Raw genomic sequence first — 21456 nt, 5'->3', positions numbered from 1 at the left:
TCACAGCGTGGCGATCACACCTTGACGGTCGCAGCCTGCCGGTCACAGCCTGGCGATCACGTCGCCCTCGTCCCACACCTCCCCGTACTTCGCCTGGATGTCGAAGAGGCTGGCCTCGTGCGGGCCCGGGTCTCGGTCCCCCACGGCCTGGCGCACCACGATCGGCACGAACCCGTGCTGGACGGTGTCCACGGCGGTGGCCCGCACGCACCCGCTGGTGGACACCCCGGCGATGACCAGCGTGTCGACCCGCAGCGCGGTCAGCGTCGAGGCGAGCGTGCTGCCGAAGAAGGCGCTGGCGTACTGCTTGACGATCAGCACCTCGCCCGGTTCCGGCGCGACCTCGGGCATGAGCTCGCCGAGCGGGCCGTCGCCCACCAGGTGCCGCAGCGGCGCCACCTTGCGGAAGAACAGGCCGCCGTCGACGCCGCCCGGCCCGAACGCCACCCGTGTGTGCACGACGGGGACGCCGGCCGTGCGCGCGGCGGACAGCACGCGGGCCGCGGAGTCGAGGCAGCCGCGCGAGCCCATGTACAGCTCGGCGCCCGGCTCGAAGTAGGCCCGCATCAGGTCGATGAGGATCAGCGCCGGGCGCTCGCCGAACTCCAGCGAACGCCCGAACACCTCCTCGTGCGGCCTGGTCACACCCGGACCGGCGGAGTCGGGGCCGGCAGGCCGGTCTCCTCCTCACAGCGGGCGAGGAGCTCCTCCAGCGGCGGGCCCATGTCGAACACCGGCGGCGCACCCCTGTCCTCACGCATCCGCTCGCGCAGCCCGGCCGTGGCCTCGGCGTCGATCGTGCCGTCGGCGGCGCACACCACCCCGAAGCGGCGCGCCCCGTCGGCGGTCACCAGGCCGCGCCTGACCTCCAGGCCGACCAGGTCGGGATCGCGGGCCAGCGGGTCGCCCCACCCGCCGCCGCCCCAGGTGACGAAGTGCAGCAGGTCGCCCGGGCGCACCTCGACGTCGTGGACCTTGCTCGGCAGGATCTCGACGCCGCCGTCGGCCCGCTCGATCCACTTGCGCCCGCGCGCCCCGGGCTCGCCGCCGTTGACGCCCCACGGGTAGGTGAGCCAGCGGTCGTCGTGGATGGCGATCGTGCCCGGCTTCAGGAACCGGTAGGCGACGTCCACCCCGTTGCCGCCGCGGTGCAGTCCCGCGCCTCCGGTGTCGGCGACGGTCTCCCAGCGCTCGATCCGCAGCGGATAGTACGACTCCAGGAACTCGCACGGGATGTTGGTGAACGACGGCCACAGCGAATGCCCGTCGGGGCCGTCGCCGATCGGCCTGCCGGGGATGCCGCCGAAGCCGATGGAGTAGAGCTGGAACCCCTCCCCCGCGTACATGAAGTGCGGGGAGGAGGAGAAGCCGGCGGCGTTGAGCAGGTCGGGCGTCTTCTGCCCGAGCAGCCCGCCGAACAGGTCGAACAGCCGGCCGATGCCGTGGTTGCGGCCGTTGAGCGCGGCCGGGAAGCGCGGCTTCCAGAAGCTGCCCTCGGGGATGTGCACGTCCACCAGCGGGTAGAAGCCGTCGTTCCAGAGGATCTGCGGGTCCGCCACGGTGATCAGGTAGATGCCGAAGAACATCCGGGCGAGGTTCTCGTTGAGGTAGTAGCTGATCGGCCCCTCGGCCTGCGGGTCGCTGCCGGAGAAGTCGAGCAGCACCTTCTCGCCGGTGCGGGTGAGCGACAGCGTCAGCTTGTACGGCCCGTTGCCGCGGCCGTCGTCGCAGATGTAGTCGGAGAAGGTGAGCGTCTCGCCGTCCTCGAAGAGCGTGGCGAGCAGCACCTTCATCGCGTCGTAGTTACGCTGCAGCAGCGCGTCCAGGGCGGAGGTGTAGGTCTCCGCGCCGAAGCGGGCGCACAGCTCCTGGATCCGCCGCGAGGCGGTGCGGCACGCGGCCACGATGCCGTTGAGGTCGGCCCGGTTCCAGTCGGGCTGGCGCACCTGGTTGAGGATGATGCCCAGCGCTGCCTCGTTGAGCACGCCCTTGGAGTAGAGCTTGAAGGGCGGGATGACGACGCCCTCCTCGTAGATGGTGCGCGCGTCGGTCGGCATCGAGCAGGCGGTCTTGCCACCGACGTCGGACATGTGGCCGAACATCGACGACCACCCGACGACCCGGCCGCCGACGTAGATGGGCATGACGACCAGCCAGTCGTTGGCGTGGCTGATGGCGCCGTCGCAGGAGTAGGGGTCGGAGGTGAGCAGCACGTCGCCCTCCTCGATGGTCCCGTCGAACCGGTCGAGCAGCGCCGGGATGGACAGCCCGAACTGGCCCACGACCATGCGCCCGGCCGGGTCGCCGATCAGCGGGAACTCGTCGTGCTGCTCGCGGATGCCGGGCGACAGGGCGGTCCGGAACAACACCTCGTCCATCTCGTAGCGGGCGTTGCGCAGGGCGTTCTCGACGATGTCGAGCGTGATGGGATCGACGGCGACGCGGGCGAGCGGCTCCGTCGCGGTCTCGATGATCTGGGCCATCATGCCTCCAGGGGGCGGATCAACAGGCAGCCGCTCTCGTGCACGTGGGCGGCGTGCCCGGGCAGTACCAGCGTGGTGGAGTCCATCTCGACGACGATCGCGGGGCCGGTGATCACCGCGCCGGCGCGCAGCGCCGTCCGGTCGTACTCGGCGGCGGCGGTCCAGCCTCCGTCGATCCAGACGTCGTGGCTGCCGACCGGCTCGGGGTCGGTGGCGGCCTGCTCCAGCCGGACCGGCTGGACGTTCGGGCGCGGGCCGCTGACCATCGCCCGGGCGCTGACGAGCTCGTGCTCGTTGCTCAGCAGGAAGGAGAAAAGCCGTTCGTGCTCGGCGTCGAACAGCTTGCCGAGCGCCTCCAGCCCGGTGTCGAGGTCGATGCTGATCGGGATCTCGAAGCCCTGGCCGTGGTAGCGGACGTCCACCTGGTAGACGACCTCGGCCACGTCGGAGTCGAGGTCGCGCGTGGCGGCCTCGGCCAGTTCGGTGAGGAGCTGCCTGAGCTCGGCGTCGGTGAGCTGGGAGAAGCGGCGGATGTAGGTGCGGGCCGACTCGTCGCGCAGGCTCGTGGTGGCGTCGCCGTACGCGCAGAGCACCCCGGGCGAGGGCGGGATGATGACCGGCCAGGAACCGGTCAGCCTGCCCAGCGCGTTGGCGTGCAGCGGGCCGGCCCCGCCGAAGGCGACGAGCGCGAAGTCGCGCGGGTCGTAGCCCTGCTGGATGGAGACGAGCCGCAGCGCGCCGAACATGTTCTCGTTGACGATGTCGACGATGCCCTGCGCGGCGGCCTCCACCGACGGCAGGCCCATGGCCTCGGCCAGCTTGCCCACCGCCGCGCGGGACCGTTCCCGGTCGAGCTCGATCTCGCCGCCGGCCAGCCGGGACGGCAGGTAGCCGAGCACCACGTTGGCGTCGGTCACCGTGGGTTCCACGCCTCCCCGGCCGTAGGCGGCGGGGCCGGGCACGGCGCCGGCCGACTGCGGTCCGACCCGCAGGGCGCGGGTCAGCTCGGGGACGTGCGCGATGGAGCCGCCGCCGGCGCCGACCGTCCGCACGTCCACCGAGGCGGAGCGGACGATCAGGTCGCCGATCCGGGTCTCGCGGCCGATCCGCGGGCGCAGGTTCTGCACGAGCGCCACGTCGGTGGAGGTGCCGCCCATGTCGAAGGTCAGGAAGTCGTCGAAGCCGGCCTGCTCGGCGAACCAGGTGGCGCCGGTCACGCCGCCGGCCGGGCCGGACAGCAGCAGGTTGACCGGGTTCGCCGCGGCGTTCGCGGCCGAGGCGAGCCCGCCGTCGCTGCGCAGCATGTAGAGCTGGCCGTCCACGCCGCCGTCGGCGGTCTTGGCCGCCAGGTTGTCGACGTAGCCGGCGACCTGCGGCTGGACGTAGGCGTTGGCCACCGTCGTGATGGCCCGCTCGTATTCACGCAGCTCGGGCAGCACCGCCGAGGAGACGGAGATCGGGACTCCGGGCAGCTCCTCGGCCGCGATCTCCGCCACCCTCCGCTCGTGCGTGTCGTCGGCGTAGGAGTGGATCAGGCAGACCGCGAGCGCTTCGACGCCGCGCAGCCCGCGTAGCTTGACCCGCAGGTCGTCCTCGTCGAGCGGGGTGACGATCGAGCCGTCGGCGCCGACCCGCTCGACCGCCTCGATCGTGTCCTCCAGGGCGGCGAGCGGTTCCGGTTTGGGCCAGATGATCCAGCCGGCCAGGCCGCCCGGCACGTAGGAGCGGGCGATCTGCAGCACCTGCCGGAACCCGGCGGTGGTGACCAGGCCGACCCTGGCGCCCTTGCCCTCCAGGATGGCGTTGGTGGCGACCGTGGTGCCGTGCAGGATCTCGCCGATCTCGGAGGGTGCGACGCCCGCCTGGGCGCAGGCCTTCTCGAGACCGGCGAGCACGCCGATGGACTGGTCTTGGGGGGTTGATGCGGTCTTGGCGCGATAGCTGCGCCCGGAGTGCTCGTCGATGAGCAGGATGTCGGTGAAAGTCCCTCCGACATCCACGCCGAGGCGGTAACGCATGGCGACGCTCCTTGTTGCTAGATGATTCCGCCGGCCGACAGCCGGTCGATCTCCTCGGGGGTGAGACCGAGTAGTCCGTGGTAGATCTCGTGGTTGTGCTCGCCCAGCGCCGGCCCGGCGGTCCTGACGGCGCCGGGGGTGGCCGACAGCTTCGGCGCGACGTTCTGCATGGCCAGCTCGCCGAAGTCGGGATGCTGGACGCGGACGATGGCCTCGCGGGCGGCGAAGTGCGGGTCGGCGAACATGTCCGGGGCGCGGTAGATCCGCCCGGCCGGGACGCCACTCTCGTGCAGCAGGTCCAGGAGCTGCTGCGCGGGCAGTTCGGCCGTCCACCTGCCGATCAGGTCGTCGAGCTCGGCCATGTTGGCGCCGCGGGCGCCGTGGGTGGCGTAGCGCTCGTCCGCGGCCAGCTCCGGCCGGCCCATGGCGGCGGCCAGGCGGCTGAACACGCTGTCCTGGTTGGCGGCGATGAGGATGCTGTCGCCGTCCTTGGTGGGGTAGACGTTGCTGGGCGACACGTTCGGCAGCACGGGGCCGGTGCGTTCGCGCTGGTAGCCGGCCTGCTGCCACTCCGGCAGCAGCGACTCCATCATGGCCAGCACGGCCTCGTAGATCGCCGAGTCGACGACCTGGCCCTGGCCGCTGTTCTCGCGTTCGTGCAGCGCGACCAGGGTGCCGACGCAGGCGTAGGTGGCGGCCAGCGAGTCGCCCAGGGAGATCCCGGCGCGCGACGGGGGCAGGCCGGGGTCGCCGGTCACGTAGCGGATGCCGCCCATGGCCTCGCCGATCGAGCCGTAACCGGCGCGCGGCGCGTACGGGCCGGTCTGGCCGAAGCCGGTCACCCGGGTGATCACCAGCCTGGGGTTCAGCTCGTGCAGCCGCTCGGGCGACATGCCCCAGCGTTCGAGGGTGCCCGGCCGGAAGTTCTCCAGCAGCACGTCTGCCTGCTCGACCAGCCGCCGCACCAGGTCCTGGCCCTCGGTGGTGCGCAGGTCGCAGGTGACCGACTTCTTGTTGCGGCCCACGACCGGCCACCAGAGGGACTTGCCGTGGGGCTTCTCCCTGCCCCACTGGCGCATGGGATCACCCTTGCCGGGATCCTCCACCTTGATCACCTCGGCGCCGAAGTCGCCGAGTAGCTGGCCGCAGAAGGGTCCCGCGAGCAACTGCCCCAGTTCGACCACTCGGATGTCGCCGAGCGGGAGTCCTCTCATGTGGTCTTCTCCTGATGACGGGGGCCCAGCAACGACGCTCGGGCCGAGAACAGGTGGGCCCTCATGACCGCCTCGGCCCATTCGGGGTCGCCCGCGCGCACGGCGGCGGCGATCTCGAGATGGTGGTTGACGCTGCGCCGCATCGCGTCCTCGTCGAAGGAGCTGTACGTGCGCAGCAGGACGGAGGAATGGATCAGCGAGCTGATCGACTGGCCCAGCAGGGCGCTGCCGCCGAGCCGGACCAGGCTCTGGTGGAACTCGGAGTTGAGCCGGTAGACCGAGTCGAGATCGCCCCGCTCGGCGTGGTCGCGCAGGTCGACGGCCACCTCGCGCAGTCGGGCGACGTCGTCCGGGCCCGCGGTGAGAGCGGCCTGGCGCGCGGCCAGCCCCTCGATGCGCGCCCGGAGCTCGAAGATCGTCTCCAGGTCTCGGCTGGGGTACGCGACCACCCGGGCGCCCTTGTTGGCGACGAGCTCGACGAGCCCCTCGGCCTCCAGCCGGCGCAGGGCCTCACGCACCGGAGTGCGGCTGACGCCCAGCACCTCGGCCAGCTCGACCTCGCCCAGCCGGTCACCCGGGGCGTACTGCCCTGCCAGGATGAGGCTTCTGAGCTCGTCGACTGCTGACATGTATACAACTCCTCGCTTGGATGGGAGTATCTTGGCCTAGCCGCCCCATTTGGACAAGAGGTTGCATACAACATGGAGATAGAAGTTATCGAGGTCGGCCCGCGCGACGGTCTCCAGAACGAGCCCGAGCAGGTGCCCACCGACGCCAAGGTCGCCTACCTGGAAGCACTCGTCGGCGCGGGCGTGCGCCGCATCGAGGCGGTCAGCTTCGTCCATCCCGGGCGGGTCCCGCAGATGGCCGACGCCGAGCAGGTCATGGCCCGCGCCCCGCGCCTGCCCGGACTGCGCTACGCCGGCCTGGTGCTGAACGAACGCGGCCTCGACCGGGCGCTGCGGACCGGCGTCGACGAGGTCAACGTCGTCGTGGTGGCCACCGAGACGTTCTCACGGCGCAACCAGGGCATGTCGGTGGACCAGGCCGTCGACGGCTTCGGCGCCATCGCCGAGCGGGCCCGCTCCGCCGGGCTCGGCGTGACGCTGACCGTGGGGGCGTCGTTCGGCTGCCCGTTCGAGGGTGAGGTGGACCCCGGCCACGTGGCCGAGCTGGTGGCGCGCTGCCCCGGCGCGCAGGAGGTCGCGCTGGCCGACACGATCGGCGTGGGCACCCCGGCCGACGTGCGCCGACTGGTCACCGCCGTCCGCGAGGTCACCGCCGCGCCGCTGCGCTTCCACTTCCACAACACGCGCAGCACCGGCTACGCCAACGCCGTGGCCGCCCTGGAGGCCGGGGCCGCGGCCCTCGACTCCAGCGCCGGCGGCATCGGCGGCTGCCCCTTCGCCCCCGAGGCCACCGGCAACATCGCCACCGAGGACCTCGTCTACCTGCTGGACCGCATGGGCGTCGGCACCGGCATCACGCTGCCCGCCGTGGCCGAGGCCGGTCTGGGCATCGGGCGGCACCTGGGCAAGCCGGTCCCCGCCCAGCTGGGCCGGGTCACCCCGTGGCCCCCGGCTCCGGCATCCGCGACGGACTGAGCGTCCGGGCCCTCCAGAACAGCGCGACCAGGACGGCCACCGCCACCGCGATGACCCCCGTCACCGCCGGGTCGTAGTGGGAGCCGTTGTTCGGGAACAGGGTCCAGGCGACGTTGGACGAGGCGTGACAAAGGCTCGCCGCGAACACGCTGCGTCCCGCGTTGTCGTACACCCACACGATGATGACCCGCAACGCCGCTGAGAAGACGCACTGCCACACGATCCACCCGGGGCCGCGCCCGGCCTGCATGTAGGGAATGACGTGCCAGACACCCCACACCACTCCCAGGATGACGCCGCTCGCCAGCGCGCCCCAGCGGGACCTCATCGGATCGTAGGCGTACGCCATCCAGCCCAGTTCCTCGCAGACGGCCATGACGAAGAACACGACCACGAGGAGGGGGATCGCCAGGAGCGAGATCTCCGGCTCCGGTAGCGGGGCCCCGGCGAACCGCATCACCAGGTACGACAGGACCATGATCGCGGGCATGACGAGCACGGCCGGCACGTACCAGACCTTGTCCCGGATCCGCCCGGCGTCGAAGGCCCGCGCGAGCAGCCGCCGCACACCGCCGGGCGCGCCCTCCCGGGCCACGAGGATCACCGCGGCCAAGCCGGGGCACACCGCCATCAGCGCGCTCACCGGAAGCTCTTCGGTGAGCTGGCCGGCCACCGCGCCGGCGAGCCAGAACGGGACGGACAGGGCGACGGTCAGGGCGATGAACCGCCCCGGCGCCCCATCCCTCCGCCCGTCCCGGCTGTCCTCACGCGAGCCCTCTTGCCCGCCTTCCCCGTCCTTTCGCCCGTCCCGTGTGTCCTCACGCCCGTCCTCGTGCCCGTCCATTTGGGCGCCGGAGCCTACGGTCATGCCATCCTCCCCGCCTGCCGCGTGGACCCTTCGCGTCTTCGTTGACATCCTCCCTCACCTGAAGGCGGGGGATTCCAACGGCAACTACCCCACGAGAAGGCGGTCACGTTGAGGTTCACGGTTCGCAGGCTCGCCCAGCGGCGGGCCTCCCCGTGCAGCAACCGCATGCCCTGCGGCCGTATCGCGGATGTTCCTGGCCGCGTTGACGTCGGCGTTGGCCTGGTGCCCGCAGGCGACGCACAGGAAGACCGCTTGGCTCTCACGGTTCTTTCTGGCGACGTGCCCGCAGGCGTTGCAGGTCTGCGACGTCCAACACGGGTTGATCTTCTGGACGCGGCCAGGCGCCTTGTGCTCCAGCCGAGCTACGAGACGGCCCCAACCGCTGGCGAGAATCGACCGGTTCAGGCCCGCCTTCTGGCGGACGTTGCGGCCGGGCGCTTCGACGGTGCCCTTCGCCGACCGCGTCATGTTGCCGATCTTCAGGTGCTCGACCGCGATCACGTCGAAACGGCGGGCCAGATCGGTGGAGGTCTTCTCGACCCAGTCCTTACGCCGATCGGCCTCGCGCGCTTTCAACTTCGCTATCGCCTGCTTGACCTTGCCCCGCCGGTTCGACCCGCGCTTAGCACGCACCAGTTTCCGCAGCAGCCGCAGCAGGCGGGCCTTGTCGGTGTCCCGCAGGGCGGGCGCGTTCAACATCTCGCCCGTGGACAGTGCCGCCGACACGCTCACGCCCCGGTCCACGCCGACCACCTCACCCGTACCCGGAGCGGGGATCGGCTCCGGGATGGCGGCGAACGCCACATGCCGGCGTCCCACCGCGTCACGGGTGATCCGGTAAGACTTCACACCCTCCGGGACGGCGCGGGACCAGCGGAACCGGACCCATCCCACCTTCGAGACCTTCACCTCGCCCATATTGCGGGACAGCCGGCGAACATCCCCGGCCTTGACCGCGACGATGCGGAACCCCTCACCCTGGCCGCGCTTGCGCCACGTCGGGCGGCGGTGGGTCTTGCCGAAGAAGTTAGCCATGGCTTGGGCAAAGTCCTTGAGCGCCTGCTGCTGCACGACGATCGACCCGCCGCGCAGCCACTCGTTCTCCGCACGCGCCTGCGTGAGCTGCCTGCACTGCTCGGCGAATCCGGGCGCGCTCTTGCGGCCCGGCTTCCAGTGCGCGTGCTGCTCGATCGCAAGGTTCCACACGTATCGGGCGTGCCCGCAATGCTCGGCCAGCGCTGCCTCCTGGGCAGGCGTCGGCTGGAGCCGGTAGCGGGACATGCCGATCAATCTACCGACCCACACCGACAAAACCAGAGGACCAAAGTGCCCGGCCGATCCGCGTTTCCTCCCCGCCCTGAAGGACGGCGCCTCCACGCTGTAGGTAGCCGGTGCAGCGTACGTTCGTTGCTCGCCAACGTGCGCTGTGCGCCAACGACATCCGCCGCCATTCCCGACATTCTGGACAGCGAACTGTTACCTGTGAGGAGCAGGATGACTCGTCCCCTTCGCCGAGGTCGCACGGCTCTGGCGGTCACCACGGCCGCCGCCTCGCTGGCCCTGATGAGCACTCCCACTTACGCTGCGGAATCGGCCTACAGCCTGACGCTTTTCTCCGATAGCCAATACTCCACACGCCGAGGTTGATCCGGCAGTCCGACCCGGAGCTGTACCAGCTGTCGCTGAACCTGCGCGGCAGGTCCGGAGTGTCACAGGGACGGCAGGATGTCTGTCTCAGTCGCATGGAGATGGTCCTCTATGACTCCTCGCGCCCCTTTGACGGGCGGGCGGTTCCTGAGGGGTCGTTCGCCGAGGAGTGCTGGTGGCGTTCCCCAGGACTTTGCTGCCGCTGCCCGGCCGCCGGGTGCACGGGCTGATCGCCACCCCCATTCCGGCCGACGAGGGGATCGGCGCGCTGCTCGCGGGCTTCCTGGTGAACCTGACCGGCCGCCCCGACCAGTCCGGCCCTGTCGCCGGCCTCGCTCTCCGGCGCCTTCCACATCTCGACCCGCTACCTGCAAAAATTGTTCCAGTCGCAGGGGCTGACGGTCGCCGGGTGGATCCGCCGGCGGCGCCTCCACGGAGCCCGCCGGGACCTGACCGACCCGCTGCTGGGCGACCTGCCGATCCACGCCATCGCCACCCGCTGGGGTTTCCCCAGCCCTGCGCAGTTCAGCCGCGCCTTCCGCGCGGCCCACGACCTCTCCCCCGCGGCCTATCGGCGACATGCGGAGGAATGGCAGAAGTAGGCGCTCCAGAAAGACCGCGACTGATGAACACGAGACCGACTCCTGCTCCGCACGTACCGCCTGCTCTCCCCCACAGCCACTGACCTCCTGACTCGACCACATCGCCGTGTACAAGGTCCGCGCCAACACCCTGGCCCGCTACCGCGCCTGCCTGCGCCTCTACTTCCCGCCGCCCCTGCCCAAGAAGAAGCTCAGCCAACTCACCGTCAAAGACATCCGCCTGTGGCTCGACCAACTCCGCGTCACCCGCCGCTGCTGCGCTCTGGGCACCGACGCCGCCCTCCGCTGGCGCGGCCCCACCCAGCCACTGGACGATCAGCATCGGTGGGACACCGCACGCCGGCTCCTGCACGACGACGCCCGCAGACCCGAAGATCGCCTCGCGGGCCTGCTTCTCCTCCTCTATTGAGTACGTGTTCGCCTCGGTCATGCGCCCATCCAGCTGCCCGAGCCTCTCGCCTCGTTGGCCCGCACCGTCGTCGCGAACCGCAAAGGCCACGCGACCATCGGAGCCCTGGCTCCCTCACGTTGGCTCTTCCCCGGCGGCCAGCCCGGACGGCCGATCAGCACCGCCCAGCTGACCCTGCGGCTGAACAGACTGGGGATCCGTCCCAACCAGGCCCGCAGCACCGCGCTCTTCCAACTGGCCACCGAGATCCCCGCCGCGATCCTCGCGCACCCTCGGCATCCACACCGACGTCGCCGTCACCTGGCAGCGCCTGTCGGCAGGCGACTGGGCCAACTACGCCGCCGAAGTCAGCCGCCGAACCAACGAACCTTGATCACAGCGAGAGTGTCCGAACCCTCTGACATCCTCCTTCTCATGCCGGACGAAAGCGCCCTCAACCTTGTCCAGATCACCGACCCGCACAACGTCACCCCCGAACTCCGACGAGACCTGATCGGCTGCTGGATCGCAGTCACCAACGCAGGCGGCGCCGCCGGATTCCCGTTCCCACCTGTCGGTGATGACGATGTCGCGCCTGCCGCGGACAAGTTCCTCGGCCGCCTCAACCCACAGCGGAGCCGACTCCTCATCGCCAAGACCGACGGCATCCTCGCCGGATGGGTCGTCCTCAACCGCGACCCCTACCGGCTCGTCGGGCACTGGGGCACCATTCACCATCTCCAGACCCACCCCGACTTCCGCGGACGGGGCATCGGCGCCGCCCTCGTCCACCGGCTCCGGAAGATCGCCCGAGATGAGCTGGCGCTGGAACAGCTGCATCTCGCAGCCAGGGGAGGCGAAGGGCTGGAGGACTTCTACGGACGGCTCGGATGGCGTGAGATCGGCCGCTGGCCCGAAGCCCTCCGGCTCGCACCCGACGACACCCGCGACGAGGTCCTCATGATCCTCGCCCCGCTGTGATCAAGGGGGCATTCGGATAGTTCCAATACCCGACGTCACCGTTACACGTCCGGCTCCGCCTCCAGCGCGACGCCATCGAACGCATGGGCGACGCCCTCGACGACCATCCCGACACGTAGCCGTCAGAAAGCGATCACGGTTGCTGTAGCCGTCAACTGACCGGGGCGCTCGGCGGAGTGTTCGCCCGGCTGGGCCGCGCGCCGGTGTGGGACCGCGGTGTTGTGCTGGTGCAACTCGCGGTGGCGATCACGCTCGGGGCGTCCAGCATGCGGCAGATTGCTCTGCTTGCTATCACGAGCCGATCCTCGGCGCACCACCGTCAGACTCCACCGTCCGGCGCTCGCTGGAGGTGGTCGGGGCCAACGAGGTACTACGCAAACGGCTCGCCCGGGCCAGGGCACGGGTCCGGCGGCATGTGTGGCCGAGGCACCCTGTTTGTCGGAGTGCGCGGTGATCGACGTGGACTACTACCTCACGCATTGGCTGGACCACGTCGCCGTCCACACCATCCGCCCCTCCACCCTGGCCCGCTACCGCACCTGCGTACGGCTCTACCTGATCCCCGCACTCGGCGCCAAGAAGCTCAACCGGCTCACCGCCAGGGACGTCCGCGTCTGGCTTGACCAACTCCGCGCCACCTGCCGTTGCTGCGCCCAGGGCACCGACGGCGCCCGCGACCCCGACGCGGCCAATGAGCGGAACCGGCCCCGCTGCTGCGCCCTCGGACGCTGCTGCCGCCAGTACCTGTCCCCGCTGACCATCGTCTACCTGCACGCCCTGCTGCGCTCGGCGCTCCAGCACGCCGTCCGCGAAGACGACCTCGCCCGCAACGTCGCCCGCAACGTCCAGGTCAGCGCCGGACGCCGCCAGCGCATCGAACCTCCCACCGCCGCCGAAGCCCGCCGCCTACTGGAGGCGGCACGGAGTTCCCGGCTGCACGCCCTGGTCATGCTGGCCCTGCGCACCGGTATGCGCCGCGGCGAACTCCTCGGCTTGCGCTGGAGCGATGTGGACCTGACCGGCGGCACCCTCGCCATCCGCCAGACCCTCCAGTACATCCCCGGCGGAGCCGGTCTCGTGCTCGCCCCCACCAAGACCATCAACTCCGAACACCGCATCGCCCTACCCGGCTCCTGCATTGACGCCCTGACCGAACACCGCGAACGTCAAGAACGCGAACGCCAGGCCATCGGCGCGGCCTGGCCGGAGACCGGGCTCGCGTTCACCACCCGGCACGGCGGAATGATCAACCCGGCCAACGTCAGCCGCGACTTCAAGGCCCTCTTGCAGCGCGCGGGCCTGCGCCCGATCCGCTTCCACGACCTGAGACACTCATGCGCCTCGTTCCTGCTGGACCAGGGCGTGGACCTGGTAGTGATCAAGGAGCTGCTCGGCCACGCCCACATCGCCATCACCGCCCACGTCTACGCCCACGTCCGACTCCGCCTCCAACGCGACGCCATCGAACGCATGTCCGGCGCACTCGACGAGCGCCCCGAACCGTAGCCGTCAAAAAACGATCACAACCGCTGTAGCCGTCAACGTAGCCGTCAAACGTCGCGAGAGCGTCGCCAGAGCTCGATTTCTGACGACGCTCTCGCATTTGGAGTTCTTACAAAGATTCGACTCCACTAACCCAGCTATGAATGGATTCAAGAATCGAGGCCAACCCGGTCTCACTCTCGATCCATCTATGCTCTGACCGAATCTCGCCGCTCTCCATGTCTGCCAGATCCATTTCGGATTGTCCGTCAGCCCAAATTACGATCTGACCCCCATGACGAGAGCCCTCAAGTATCCAGCTAATAGAGCGGGGGTCTCGATCTGGAGGGGACAGTTCGACCTCCGAGCTAATACCCAGCTCCACAAGCGCTGCTTGCTTGCGCGAGATCCAGTCCTGCGCGATCCCCAGCAGGTCAGAGCGCTCTAGCATGATCCACCGAGGCCGAGATTCCTCGCTTCGGGAAGCTCCGGCTTCGGCAAACCACGCTTCTCCGCGAGCCGTGCATTGATGGTGGTTGAGTCTGACAACTTGTAGTCACCCGAGCGACCTCCAGGGATCAGCAACGAACGTGGGACATCGAATTCCGCATACACGGAACCTGGTCGAGCTGAGATGTAGGCCTTCGGATCAGCTGGATGGACCACGTAAGTAAATCCACCTCCGCCGCGTTGAACCATGCCAGTGCGGCTCATTGCGTCATACTCGGCCTGCGACATCCATCTTCCGACACGGACAAGGTCGTCATCCCCATCATTATGGACGAGGATCGCTTGGTCTCCGGCCAGCACGTGGTAGGTGTGGTGTTCGTCGATGGTCAGGTTGTGGACGCGCTGGGTGGCGGTCCACTTCTGGATGGCGGTGACCTGGACGTGCGTGCCGGCTGAGGTCTGCAGCCACATGCCGGGCTGCAGCTGGGCGGCAGGCATCCACAAGCGGAGGGCGGGCACCCAGAACGGGTGGTTGTGGGTCGCGGTGATCGACCCGGTCGCATCACCGCGGTCACCGTCGATGTCGATCGTGAGTTTGACGAGTCGTTTTGTGCCTTGGCCGGCGATCAGAGCGGTAACCGGTCGGGGCTCGGTGCGGCTGGTTGTCGGGTCGGTGGCGAGGACCTCGCCGCCGATCTTCACCTCTTCGATCGGTTTGCTCGTGCCGTCGGCCATGAGGACCTTGGTGCCGGGGACGAAGCTGTTGCCCGGTGGTTCGCAGGTGAAGATGGGCACTCCAGGGTCGCCGTCGAACGAGCCCGTATCCGTGTCGTCGGGGTCGACTGCCGCTACACCGTCTGAGCAGGTCCCTGTGCCATATTTAGAATCATCACAGTGGATGATCGGATAGTCATCCGGGTCGACCCCATAGTCATAGAAATTCATTACCTGTGAGTCGTCAATGAAGATTTGGTCTGGGTGCGCACACGGCTGGCCTGGCTCACACTCCTGCCTACACCCTATATCCTCACACGTGGGAGCACATTTCTTCTGACAACCGTCAGTGTTTTCTACTTCCTCCTTCTTCTTTGGCGGCTTAGGATCGCATTTGCTCTTGCTCTTGCATTTCGTTGGCGGCTTAGGGCCGCATTTGCTCTTACATATCGTTGGCGGCTTAGGACCGCATTTGCTCTTACATATCGCTGGCCTGGGTTCGCGGTAATCATCTCCAGAAAGGCCTTTTGAGCCCGTCTTCCTTCTAATCGGAGACTCGGCTTCTAGCGTTTTCGTGCCTTTCGACAAATCAACTCTCGGGTCTTGTGCAAGCCCTATCGCAAAAATAACGACGTTGCCTTTTAATGGGCCCACGCCTTTCCTTGGTACGGTTTGCACGGGCTTTTTAAGATTGACAGCTCTCGCGGGAGGCTTCGCTATCTTGCGCGGATCGCCGGATCCCCCGCCTTGATCCACGTAGTGACCAGTGGGATCCATGCCCGTCAGCGGGCCGCCGTTTGCGTAGGTGTAGCGGTTGGCCTGGACGGATGGGTTTGGTGTGAGCGTCCAGGTGTCTCGGGAGGTGAAGGTGCCGGTGCCGGGTTGGTACCAGCGGGCGTGCATGTTGACGGTGCCGGTGTCGGGGTCGGTGAATTCGCTCTGATAGCCGAGCGAAGGTTTCGTGCCTGTCTGGGCGAGTACTTCGCCGTAGGGGTTGTAGGCGGTGGAGCTGGCCAGGGCGGTGCCGGAGAAGGTGCCGATCACGTCGTCGTGGAGGTCGGTGAGGGCGCCGAGGGCGGGGTCGGTGCCTTCTTGGATGCTGAGCAGGCCTCCGAAGGGGTCGCGACCGTACTTGGCCTGGATGGTGCCGGCCTGGTCGGTGATGGTGACGATGTCGTTGTCCAGCCCGGCGTACACGAAGCGCTGCTGGGCGCTCTGGCCCTGACGGGTGGCCACGCGATCGAAGGCATCGTAGGTGTAGACGGCGTCGCCGTCGTTGATGAGCCGGTCGAAGGCGTCGAAGGTCAGGTGCTTGGTATTGCCGTTCTTGGTTTCCGTGGCGAGGGTGCCTCGCGGGGTGTAGGTGTAGTCGCTGCCGTCGCCGGAGGTGAGGCGGTTGCGCTGGTCGTAGGTGTAGGTCTTGTTGCCCGCTTGGGTGCGGTTGCCGGAGGCGTCCCAGGCATAAGCGGTGGTGACACCGTCGGGGCCGGTCCAGGAGATCAGGCGTCCGGCGTGGTCGTAGCCGTAGGTGTTGGTGCCGGCGCCTGCCGTACCGGCGGTGGTTTTCGAGGTGAGGTTGTCGTCCTTGTCCCAGCCGTAAGTGATCTTCGCTAACTGGCCGCCTGTGCTGTTCTTGAGTGTGTGGGTGGCTGTCCGGTCGAGCGCGTCGTAGGTGTAGGCCTGGGTGTTGACCGGGTTGGTGGAGGCGACGCTGGTCAACCGGTCGGCCTTGTCGTAGCCGTAGGTGTTGATGCGTCCGCTGACCGGGTCGGTGACGGTCTTGAGCCGGTTGTCGTTGTCCCAGGTGTAGGCGGTGGTTCCGGTCACATCCACACGTTGGGTGGGGTTACCAAGTTCGTCGTAGGCGAAGGCACTGTTCTGGCCTGATGGGCCCGCCACTCTGGTCAGCAGGCCGCGGTCGTTGTATTCGAGCGTCTGGTCGCTTACCGAGGTGACGCGGCCGGCCAGGTCATAGCCGTATGTCTTGTCCGGGGTGGCGATGCCCTCGCCCGATCCGCTGATTGTGGTGACCTGGTTCAGCTGGTCGAACTGCCGGTCGTGCCGGACACCGCCGGGCTGGATGAGAGCGGTCTCGTTGCCGGCGACGTCGTATACGTGGGTCCAGGTGCGGTCGGCCAGGTCGGGGTGGGCGGTGGTGGCGGGCTCGGTCAGGGCCTCGATGAGGCCCAGAGTGTTGTACGTGGTCCAGGTGGCGTTGCCCCGGCCGTCCGTTAGGCGGGTGCGCGCGCCGGCGGCGTCGTAGCCGAAGGTGGTGGTGATCGACTCACTGCCGGAGACGGGTTCGATGAGTTCGGTCAGCGCGTTGGTGGCGTCGAAGGTCCGCCTGGTGATGCGGCCCTCGCCAGAGGTGATCTGGGTGAGGTTGTCCACGGCGTCGTAGCCGTACCCGCGGGTTTTCACGGTCGCGCCCGCGCTGTCCAGATTCTTCAGAGTGGTCAGGCGGCCGGCCAGGTCGTAGTCGGCGGTGATGGCATTGCCCAGCGGGTTGGTGGCCTTGGCCAGACGGCCGCTCAGGTCGTAGGTGAACGTGGTGGCGTCGCCCAGCGGATCAGTCTCTGTGGTGACCTCTGCCGCAGCATTGACCGTGTAGCCGGTGGTCTTGTTTCCCGGCAGGATCATCTTGGTCAGGTCGCCTGCGTCGTTGTACTCCAGTTTGGTGGTGTAGGCGGCGGTCGGTTGGCGCTCGATCACGGTCTGGGTGATCTGCCGGCCTAGATCGTCGTAGGTGGCCTCGTTACGTGCTCCGGTCGGGTCGAGCGCGGCCAGTTCCTCACCGAGGAGGTCGTAGTGCGATATCCACTGCCCGGCCGGTTGGCCTGCGGCGGCCGGGGGGCAGTGACGCGGACCGGGTTGTGCAGCGCGTCGTACTCGATGGTGGTGATCTGGCCGCGCGGATCCGTCGTGCTGATCAGGCGGCCGGCGGGATCGTAGCCGTAAACGGTTCTGGGGGTGACCGCGCTGCCACCGGGAGGCGTATAGGGCATGCCGGTCAGCGAAATGAGCCGTCCGGCCCGGTCGAACGCCGAGGTGGTGGTGCGCCCTTCGGCATCTACCACGTGCGTCTGACGGCCGAGGGTGTCGTATCCGAAACGGGAGGTGACGCGTCCCTGCTGGGACGACCCTGCCTTGTCGATCGCTACGGGCGGGGATTTCATCTCGATGAGCCGACCGGCGAGGTCGTAGCGAAGAGTAGTGGTGAACGCCGCCGGATCGGCACCCGAGAGGTTGCCTCGCGCGTCGACCTCCTCCAGGAGGAGGCCGCGATCGTCGACCTTCCACGTGGTGGTGAGGTCCTGCCCATCGTTCTTGATCGTGTGACGGACGAGCGCGTTCTCCTTGTTGTAGCCGAACTCGCTCGCCTCGACGCGCGTGGTGCCCGTCGCCGTGCGTTTGGCGGTGATGATGTTGTCGTTGGCGTCGTAGCCGTAAGTCGTCGTACGGGCCAGCTCGGCCGGATCGAACGTTTCCGAGGTCAGCCTGCTCGCGGCGTCGTAGACGTAGTCCGTGCGGGCGACTCCCCCGCCGGACACCTGCCGGATGGGATTGCCCGCTGCGTCATAGGTGTTCGCCTCGATCACCACGTCCTGGGCCGTGGTCGAGCCGTTCAGCTTGACGTCGTCGGCGATCACCTGCGAGAGCAGGTCGTCGTTGAAGTAGGTGTAGGACGTCTTGCGGCCCATCGCGTCCACCCACGTGCCCAGCCGGCCGCCCGGGTCATAGGCGAACGACTCGAGCGTGATCTCCGTGGCGGTGACGGGAGCGACCGGGCTGCCGGTCCAGTTCTTCAGTGTGCGGGAGGCCAGCTCACCGCGGTTGGTGTAGGTGAAGCCGAACACCGCGCCCAGCTCATCGGTGACCGTGGTGCGAGCGCCCACCTGGTCCCAAGCCGTACGCACCACGCCGCCCTCCGGGCCGGTGGCGGTCTCCTCGCGACCGTGATCGTCATAGGTGTAGGCGGTGGTCCGCTCCGGATCGCCTCCGGTCAGATCCTTGACGGACTCGGACAGCACGTTGCCGTCCGGGTCGTAGGTGTAGGTGGTCTGCGCGGTGTGGGTGGCGTCGGTGACCTCGTTCTTCACTCCCGGCTCGGTCTGGGTCAGCAACCGCCCGAGCTTGTCGTAGGTGAAGGAGGTGATGACGCCGGCCGGGTGGGCTTGAGACACCTGCGTTGAGGCGGTCGCTCGTCCGATCGCGTCGTACTGCAGTTGGGTGATCAGGCCTGTTGGATCGCTCTGCTCGGCGAGGTCACCTGCTGAGGTGTAGCGGTAGCTCCAGGTATTGCCCCGGGCGTCGGTCTGTGACGCCGCCAGGCCTGCCGGCGTGGTGCCGCCGCCCACCGCGGTCTCGCTGCCGTCGGTGTAGGCGATCGTTGTCGAGCGGCCGTTGGGGAAGTCCGTTGTCGCCGGGGTGGTCTGCTTGGTCTGCTCGCCGAAGCTGTTGTACTCCCACGCGGTGGCGTAGGTGTTGTCGGTGCTGCCGGCCGAGCGCGCGTCCCGGACCTTGACGACCCGGTCATTACGCGGATCGAACTGATCGGCAGCGTTGAGGTAGTACTCGGCTCGGGCCGTCTGACAGTTTCCCGAGGCGCGGCAGGTGATGGTGGTCAAAGCGTTGCCGCGCTTGTCGTTGCTCCGCTGCGTCGTGTTATTGTTCGGGTCCGTGATCTTGTTGAGGTAGCCGCCGGTGTCGTAGGTGTAGCTGGTCTTCTTGCCCAGTTGGTCGGTCTGGGACGTGATCCGGTATCCGCGCCAGGCGTCGTAGACCGCGATGATCGTCGCGTTCTTGGGGTCGGTGACCGTCACCGTGGAGGTACCGGTGCTGCGATTGACCACGGGCTCGCTGATCTGCCAGGTGCCGCCATGCTGGTCGGTGTGTGTCTTGAGGCGATCGGTCGTGGGCTCGTAGACGTTGACTGCCCTGACCCGCCCGGAAGGCAGGGTGACCTGGGTGAGCTTGTGCGGGGCGGCGTTGCGGGCTTCGTAGTGACGGACCACTTCATAGGGCTCGAGTGGCCGGTCGTAGACGGCGAACTCGTCGACCCAGCCATCCAAACCGCCGATGGTCGACGTCGGCCGGTTGCTCGTGCCGGTGATCGACGCCGTGAGGGTTCCCACCACGGCTCCGTCCACGTACATGGTCTGCACGTTGTCCGCGACGGTCAGCACCACGTGATGCCATGCGCCGTCGTTGACCGGCGCCGCGGTGATGATCGGTGTCGAGGTCGACTGGTAGGAGCCGCGAAGCTTCCCATCGGCTCCGATGCTCAAGACGTTCGTCTTCGTGCCGCCGCTTGAGGCGATCGACATGACCGTGCCGCTGGTGCTGGTCTTGAACCACGTCTCCAACGACGCGTACTTCCCAATCGCCGGGACGATCCCCGAAGGAAGGCTAACGCTCGTGGTGCTGGTGAGTTTTACCGCGCCGTCAGGAGTCCCGGCCAGGGCTCCCGGCTGTGCCCGGACAACCGCGCCGCTGTAGGTGGCGTTCCCTGCCCTCCACCCCAAGTCGATGGCACTGCCCGTGGCCTCGCCGAGCCGCCAATAGTGGTACGGATCGGAATCGAGCACCGAACTGCGATACTGCGAGCCCGGATCATGGCCGTAGGTGGTACACCGCGATTCGGGATCGCACACCTGCTGCAGCACATCGCCGTTGTAGGCGTAGGTCCAGGTCAACGGCGCGCCGTCCACGGCGTCGGTGGACACCGAGGTCACATGATCGCCGCTCCACTGGAAAGCCAGCGAGCGTCCCCCCGGCGAGGTGACCTCGGCGAGTTTCCCACTCGCGTCGTACGTCAACTCCTGGCTACGGCCACGCCCGTCCGTGATCTTGAGCAGCCGGCCCGCTCCGTCGAACAGATAGGTGTTCGACACCTTGTCCATCAGACGCCAGCCACCCCCGGCCAGCACGGCGAGAGTCGCGTACATGCCGGGGGGCGGCTGGAACGTGCCGTCCTTCTTATCGGCGAATCGGACCTCACGCCCATCCGGGTACGTCACCAGCAGAGCCTCACGACCGTGGATCGTCTCCGGGGTGATCCTCATGTCCCAGCGGGTCGACCACCCCGCGCCGAAAACGCCCGTGCGGCGCGTATCCATACTGTTGTAGGAGCGCACCACCGACAACGGCGGCCCCGCCGCCGGAACCTGGGCGTCCGTGGCCGTCGTGGTGTAGTTGCCCGCCTGCTGATGAAACTCCTGGCCGTCCACCCCGGAGGTGGACAACTGCGAGGTGATCGTCGGCTGCCGCACGCCGACCGTGAACGTCTGGACCGGCGAGTAGGCAGACTGGCCGCCGATGGTCGAGGCGTCAGACAGATCCACGCGCCACCAGTACTGCCGTCCCCATGAGAGCGTGCCGGCAGGGATCGGCCAGTCAGCCGACAACGAGCAGCAATCCTCATAGGTGATGCAGCCGGACATCGCCGGGTTGTCGCACACCTCGAAATCAAAGCCGATCACCCCGCCCGACCAGGTGCTGCCCACCACCTTGAGGATCGGCTGCTCGGTCAACACCAACGCCCCATTCACCGGGGTCATGGACGTGGCAGTGGGAGCCGGCGGCAGCGGGCACGGGCCGATCAGCATCCAACCTGTCGGCTCTTCGTGCGGAGGGTAGTAGTTGAGATTGGCCGGAATATTCTGTGTCGCCTGCCAAATTCGCCCGCCGGAGTAGACGCGCGTCCCATAAGCGACGTATACGCCCCGCTGCCAGGGTGATTCATTACCACACGGCGGTTCAGCGGCGATCGCGAGCGTCTTCGCGGCCGTAACGTCCGGCACGGCGGAAGTATCATGGACGAGACCTTGTCGCTGCTCTTCAGGCACCGCATTCTTCGGAACCTTGATTTTCGACTTGGGAGTACCCGCAGCGGCGGACGTCGCGGTGACCTCGGTGTCGACCATTGATGGCAGTCCTGCCGCAGTGCCCGCCACCTGCTTCGGCGTCTCCGGGGTCGCGTGAACCACAGCACCCGTTTCGGTG

15 protein-coding genes are annotated in these 21456 nt (G+C 68.1%); 6 read left to right on the top strand and 9 right to left on the bottom strand.

The features are described 5' to 3' along the window. Positions 1 to 42: 42 nt before the first annotated feature. From AB0C16_RS07635 to AB0C16_RS07615, 5 genes are read right to left on the bottom strand one after another with little or no spacing between them, the layout of a single operon-like run. Positions 43 to 645, bottom strand: a complete 603-nt coding sequence (locus tag AB0C16_RS07635; RefSeq protein WP_357680031.1) for an isochorismatase family protein — start codon at positions 643 to 645, stop codon at positions 43 to 45. After that, entirely contained in the window at positions 642 to 2486 is a 1845-nt protein-coding gene (locus AB0C16_RS07630) for a hydantoinase B/oxoprolinase family protein (protein ID WP_357680029.1), read from the bottom strand. The genes AB0C16_RS07635 and AB0C16_RS07630 overlap by 4 nt, the downstream gene beginning before the upstream one ends. Further along, complete coding sequence (locus tag AB0C16_RS07625; RefSeq protein WP_357680027.1) at positions 2483 to 4501, bottom strand: hydantoinase/oxoprolinase family protein; 2019 nt, start codon at positions 4499 to 4501, stop codon at positions 2483 to 2485. Before AB0C16_RS07625 ends, AB0C16_RS07630 begins: the two co-directional genes overlap by 4 nt. Positions 4502 to 4518: 17 nt before the next feature. Continuing rightward, on the bottom strand, positions 4519 to 5715 hold the full coding sequence (locus AB0C16_RS07620) for a CoA transferase (protein ID WP_357680025.1): 1197 nt from the start codon (positions 5713 to 5715) through the stop codon (positions 4519 to 4521). Further along, complete coding sequence (locus AB0C16_RS07615) at positions 5712 to 6344, bottom strand: GntR family transcriptional regulator (protein ID WP_357680023.1); 633 nt, start codon at positions 6342 to 6344, stop codon at positions 5712 to 5714. The genes AB0C16_RS07620 and AB0C16_RS07615 overlap by 4 nt, the downstream gene beginning before the upstream one ends. A gap of 72 nt (positions 6345 to 6416) precedes the next feature. Between AB0C16_RS07615 and AB0C16_RS07610 the strand changes: the two genes are divergently transcribed. Further along, on the top strand, positions 6417 to 7319 hold the full coding sequence (locus AB0C16_RS07610) for a hydroxymethylglutaryl-CoA lyase (RefSeq protein ID WP_357680021.1): 903 nt from the start codon (positions 6417 to 6419) through the stop codon (positions 7317 to 7319). Here AB0C16_RS07610 and AB0C16_RS07605 read toward each other — a convergent pair. Continuing rightward, complete coding sequence (locus AB0C16_RS07605) at positions 7279 to 8187, bottom strand: lysostaphin resistance A-like protein (protein WP_357680019.1); 909 nt, start codon at positions 8185 to 8187, stop codon at positions 7279 to 7281. The two genes, AB0C16_RS07610 and AB0C16_RS07605, sit on opposite strands and share 41 nt — an antisense overlap. An 84-nt stretch (positions 8188 to 8271) precedes the next feature. After that, positions 8272 to 9468, bottom strand: a complete 1197-nt coding sequence (locus AB0C16_RS07600) for a transposase (RefSeq protein WP_357680017.1) — start codon at positions 9466 to 9468, stop codon at positions 8272 to 8274. Positions 9469 to 9830: 362 nt separating this feature from the next. Here AB0C16_RS07600 and AB0C16_RS07595 point away from each other — a divergent pair, with 362 nt between their 5' ends. The 5 genes from AB0C16_RS07595 (at position 9831) to AB0C16_RS07575 (ending at position 13311) form a co-directional block, all read left to right on the top strand. After that, a complete protein-coding gene (locus AB0C16_RS07595; protein WP_357680015.1) occupies positions 9831 to 10064 on the top strand; it encodes a hypothetical protein in 234 nt (77 codons plus the stop codon). A 90-nt stretch (positions 10065 to 10154) separates the two neighbouring features. Next, positions 10155 to 10436, top strand: a complete 282-nt coding sequence (locus AB0C16_RS07590) for a helix-turn-helix transcriptional regulator (protein WP_357680347.1) — start codon at positions 10155 to 10157, stop codon at positions 10434 to 10436. A gap of 106 nt (positions 10437 to 10542) precedes the next feature. Then, positions 10543 to 10845 carry a hypothetical protein gene (locus AB0C16_RS07585; protein WP_357680013.1) on the top strand — a complete coding sequence of 101 codons (303 nt, stop codon included), beginning with the start codon at positions 10543 to 10545 and terminating at the stop codon, positions 10843 to 10845. Positions 10846 to 11259: 414 nt separating this feature from the next. Further along, the gene (locus tag AB0C16_RS07580; RefSeq protein ID WP_357680011.1) at positions 11260 to 11805 is read left to right on the top strand and encodes a GNAT family N-acetyltransferase; all 546 of its coding nucleotides are present in this window, start codon (positions 11260 to 11262) and stop codon (positions 11803 to 11805) included. A 450-nt stretch (positions 11806 to 12255) separates the two neighbouring features. Beyond that, positions 12256 to 13311, top strand: coding sequence for a tyrosine-type recombinase/integrase (locus AB0C16_RS07575; RefSeq protein WP_357680009.1), 1056 nt, complete (start codon positions 12256 to 12258; stop codon positions 13309 to 13311). 420 nt (positions 13312 to 13731) lie between these two features. Here the strand turns inward: AB0C16_RS07575 and AB0C16_RS07570 are convergent, their stop codons facing one another. Next, the gene (locus AB0C16_RS07570) at positions 13732 to 17163 is read right to left on the bottom strand and encodes an RHS repeat-associated core domain-containing protein (protein WP_357680007.1); all 3432 of its coding nucleotides are present in this window, start codon (positions 17161 to 17163) and stop codon (positions 13732 to 13734) included. Between the two features lie 20 nt (positions 17164 to 17183). After that, positions 17184 to 21377 carry a DUF6531 domain-containing protein gene (locus tag AB0C16_RS07565; protein ID WP_357680005.1) on the bottom strand — a complete coding sequence of 1398 codons (4194 nt, stop codon included), beginning with the start codon at positions 21375 to 21377 and terminating at the stop codon, positions 17184 to 17186. Positions 21378 to 21456 lie beyond the last annotated feature (79 nt).

The organism is Nonomuraea sp. NPDC048916 (genome assembly GCF_040649575.1).
In the GTDB taxonomy this organism is placed as follows: Bacteria; Actinomycetota; Actinomycetes; order Streptosporangiales; family Streptosporangiaceae; genus Nonomuraea.
Note: the sequence above shows the minus strand (reverse complement) of the source record. Positions and strands in the feature narration are given on the sequence as shown.

Coding starts and splice junctions, on each gene's coding strand:
- AB0C16_RS07630 (WP_357680029.1), bottom strand. CDS start 2,486: ATGATGGCCCAGATCATCGAGACCGCGACGGAGCCGCTCGCCCGCGTC.
- AB0C16_RS07625 (WP_357680027.1), bottom strand. CDS start 4,501: ATGCGTTACCGCCTCGGCGTGGATGTCGGAGGGACTTTCACCGACATC.
- AB0C16_RS07620 (WP_357680025.1), bottom strand. CDS start 5,715: ATGAGAGGACTCCCGCTCGGCGACATCCGAGTGGTCGAACTGGGGCAG.
- AB0C16_RS07615 (WP_357680023.1), bottom strand. CDS start 6,344: ATGTCAGCAGTCGACGAGCTCAGAAGCCTCATCCTGGCAGGGCAGTAC.
- AB0C16_RS07610 (WP_357680021.1), top strand. CDS start 6,417: ATGGAGATAGAAGTTATCGAGGTCGGCCCGCGCGACGGTCTCCAGAAC.
- AB0C16_RS07605 (WP_357680019.1), bottom strand. CDS start 8,187: ATGACCGTAGGCTCCGGCGCCCAAATGGACGGGCACGAGGACGGGCGT.
- AB0C16_RS07600 (WP_357680017.1), bottom strand. CDS start 9,468: ATGTCCCGCTACCGGCTCCAGCCGACGCCTGCCCAGGAGGCAGCGCTG.
- AB0C16_RS07580 (WP_357680011.1), top strand. CDS start 11,260: ATGCCGGACGAAAGCGCCCTCAACCTTGTCCAGATCACCGACCCGCAC.
- AB0C16_RS07565 (WP_357680005.1), bottom strand. CDS start 21,377: ATGGTCGACACCGAGGTCACCGCGACGTCCGCCGCTGCGGGTACTCCC.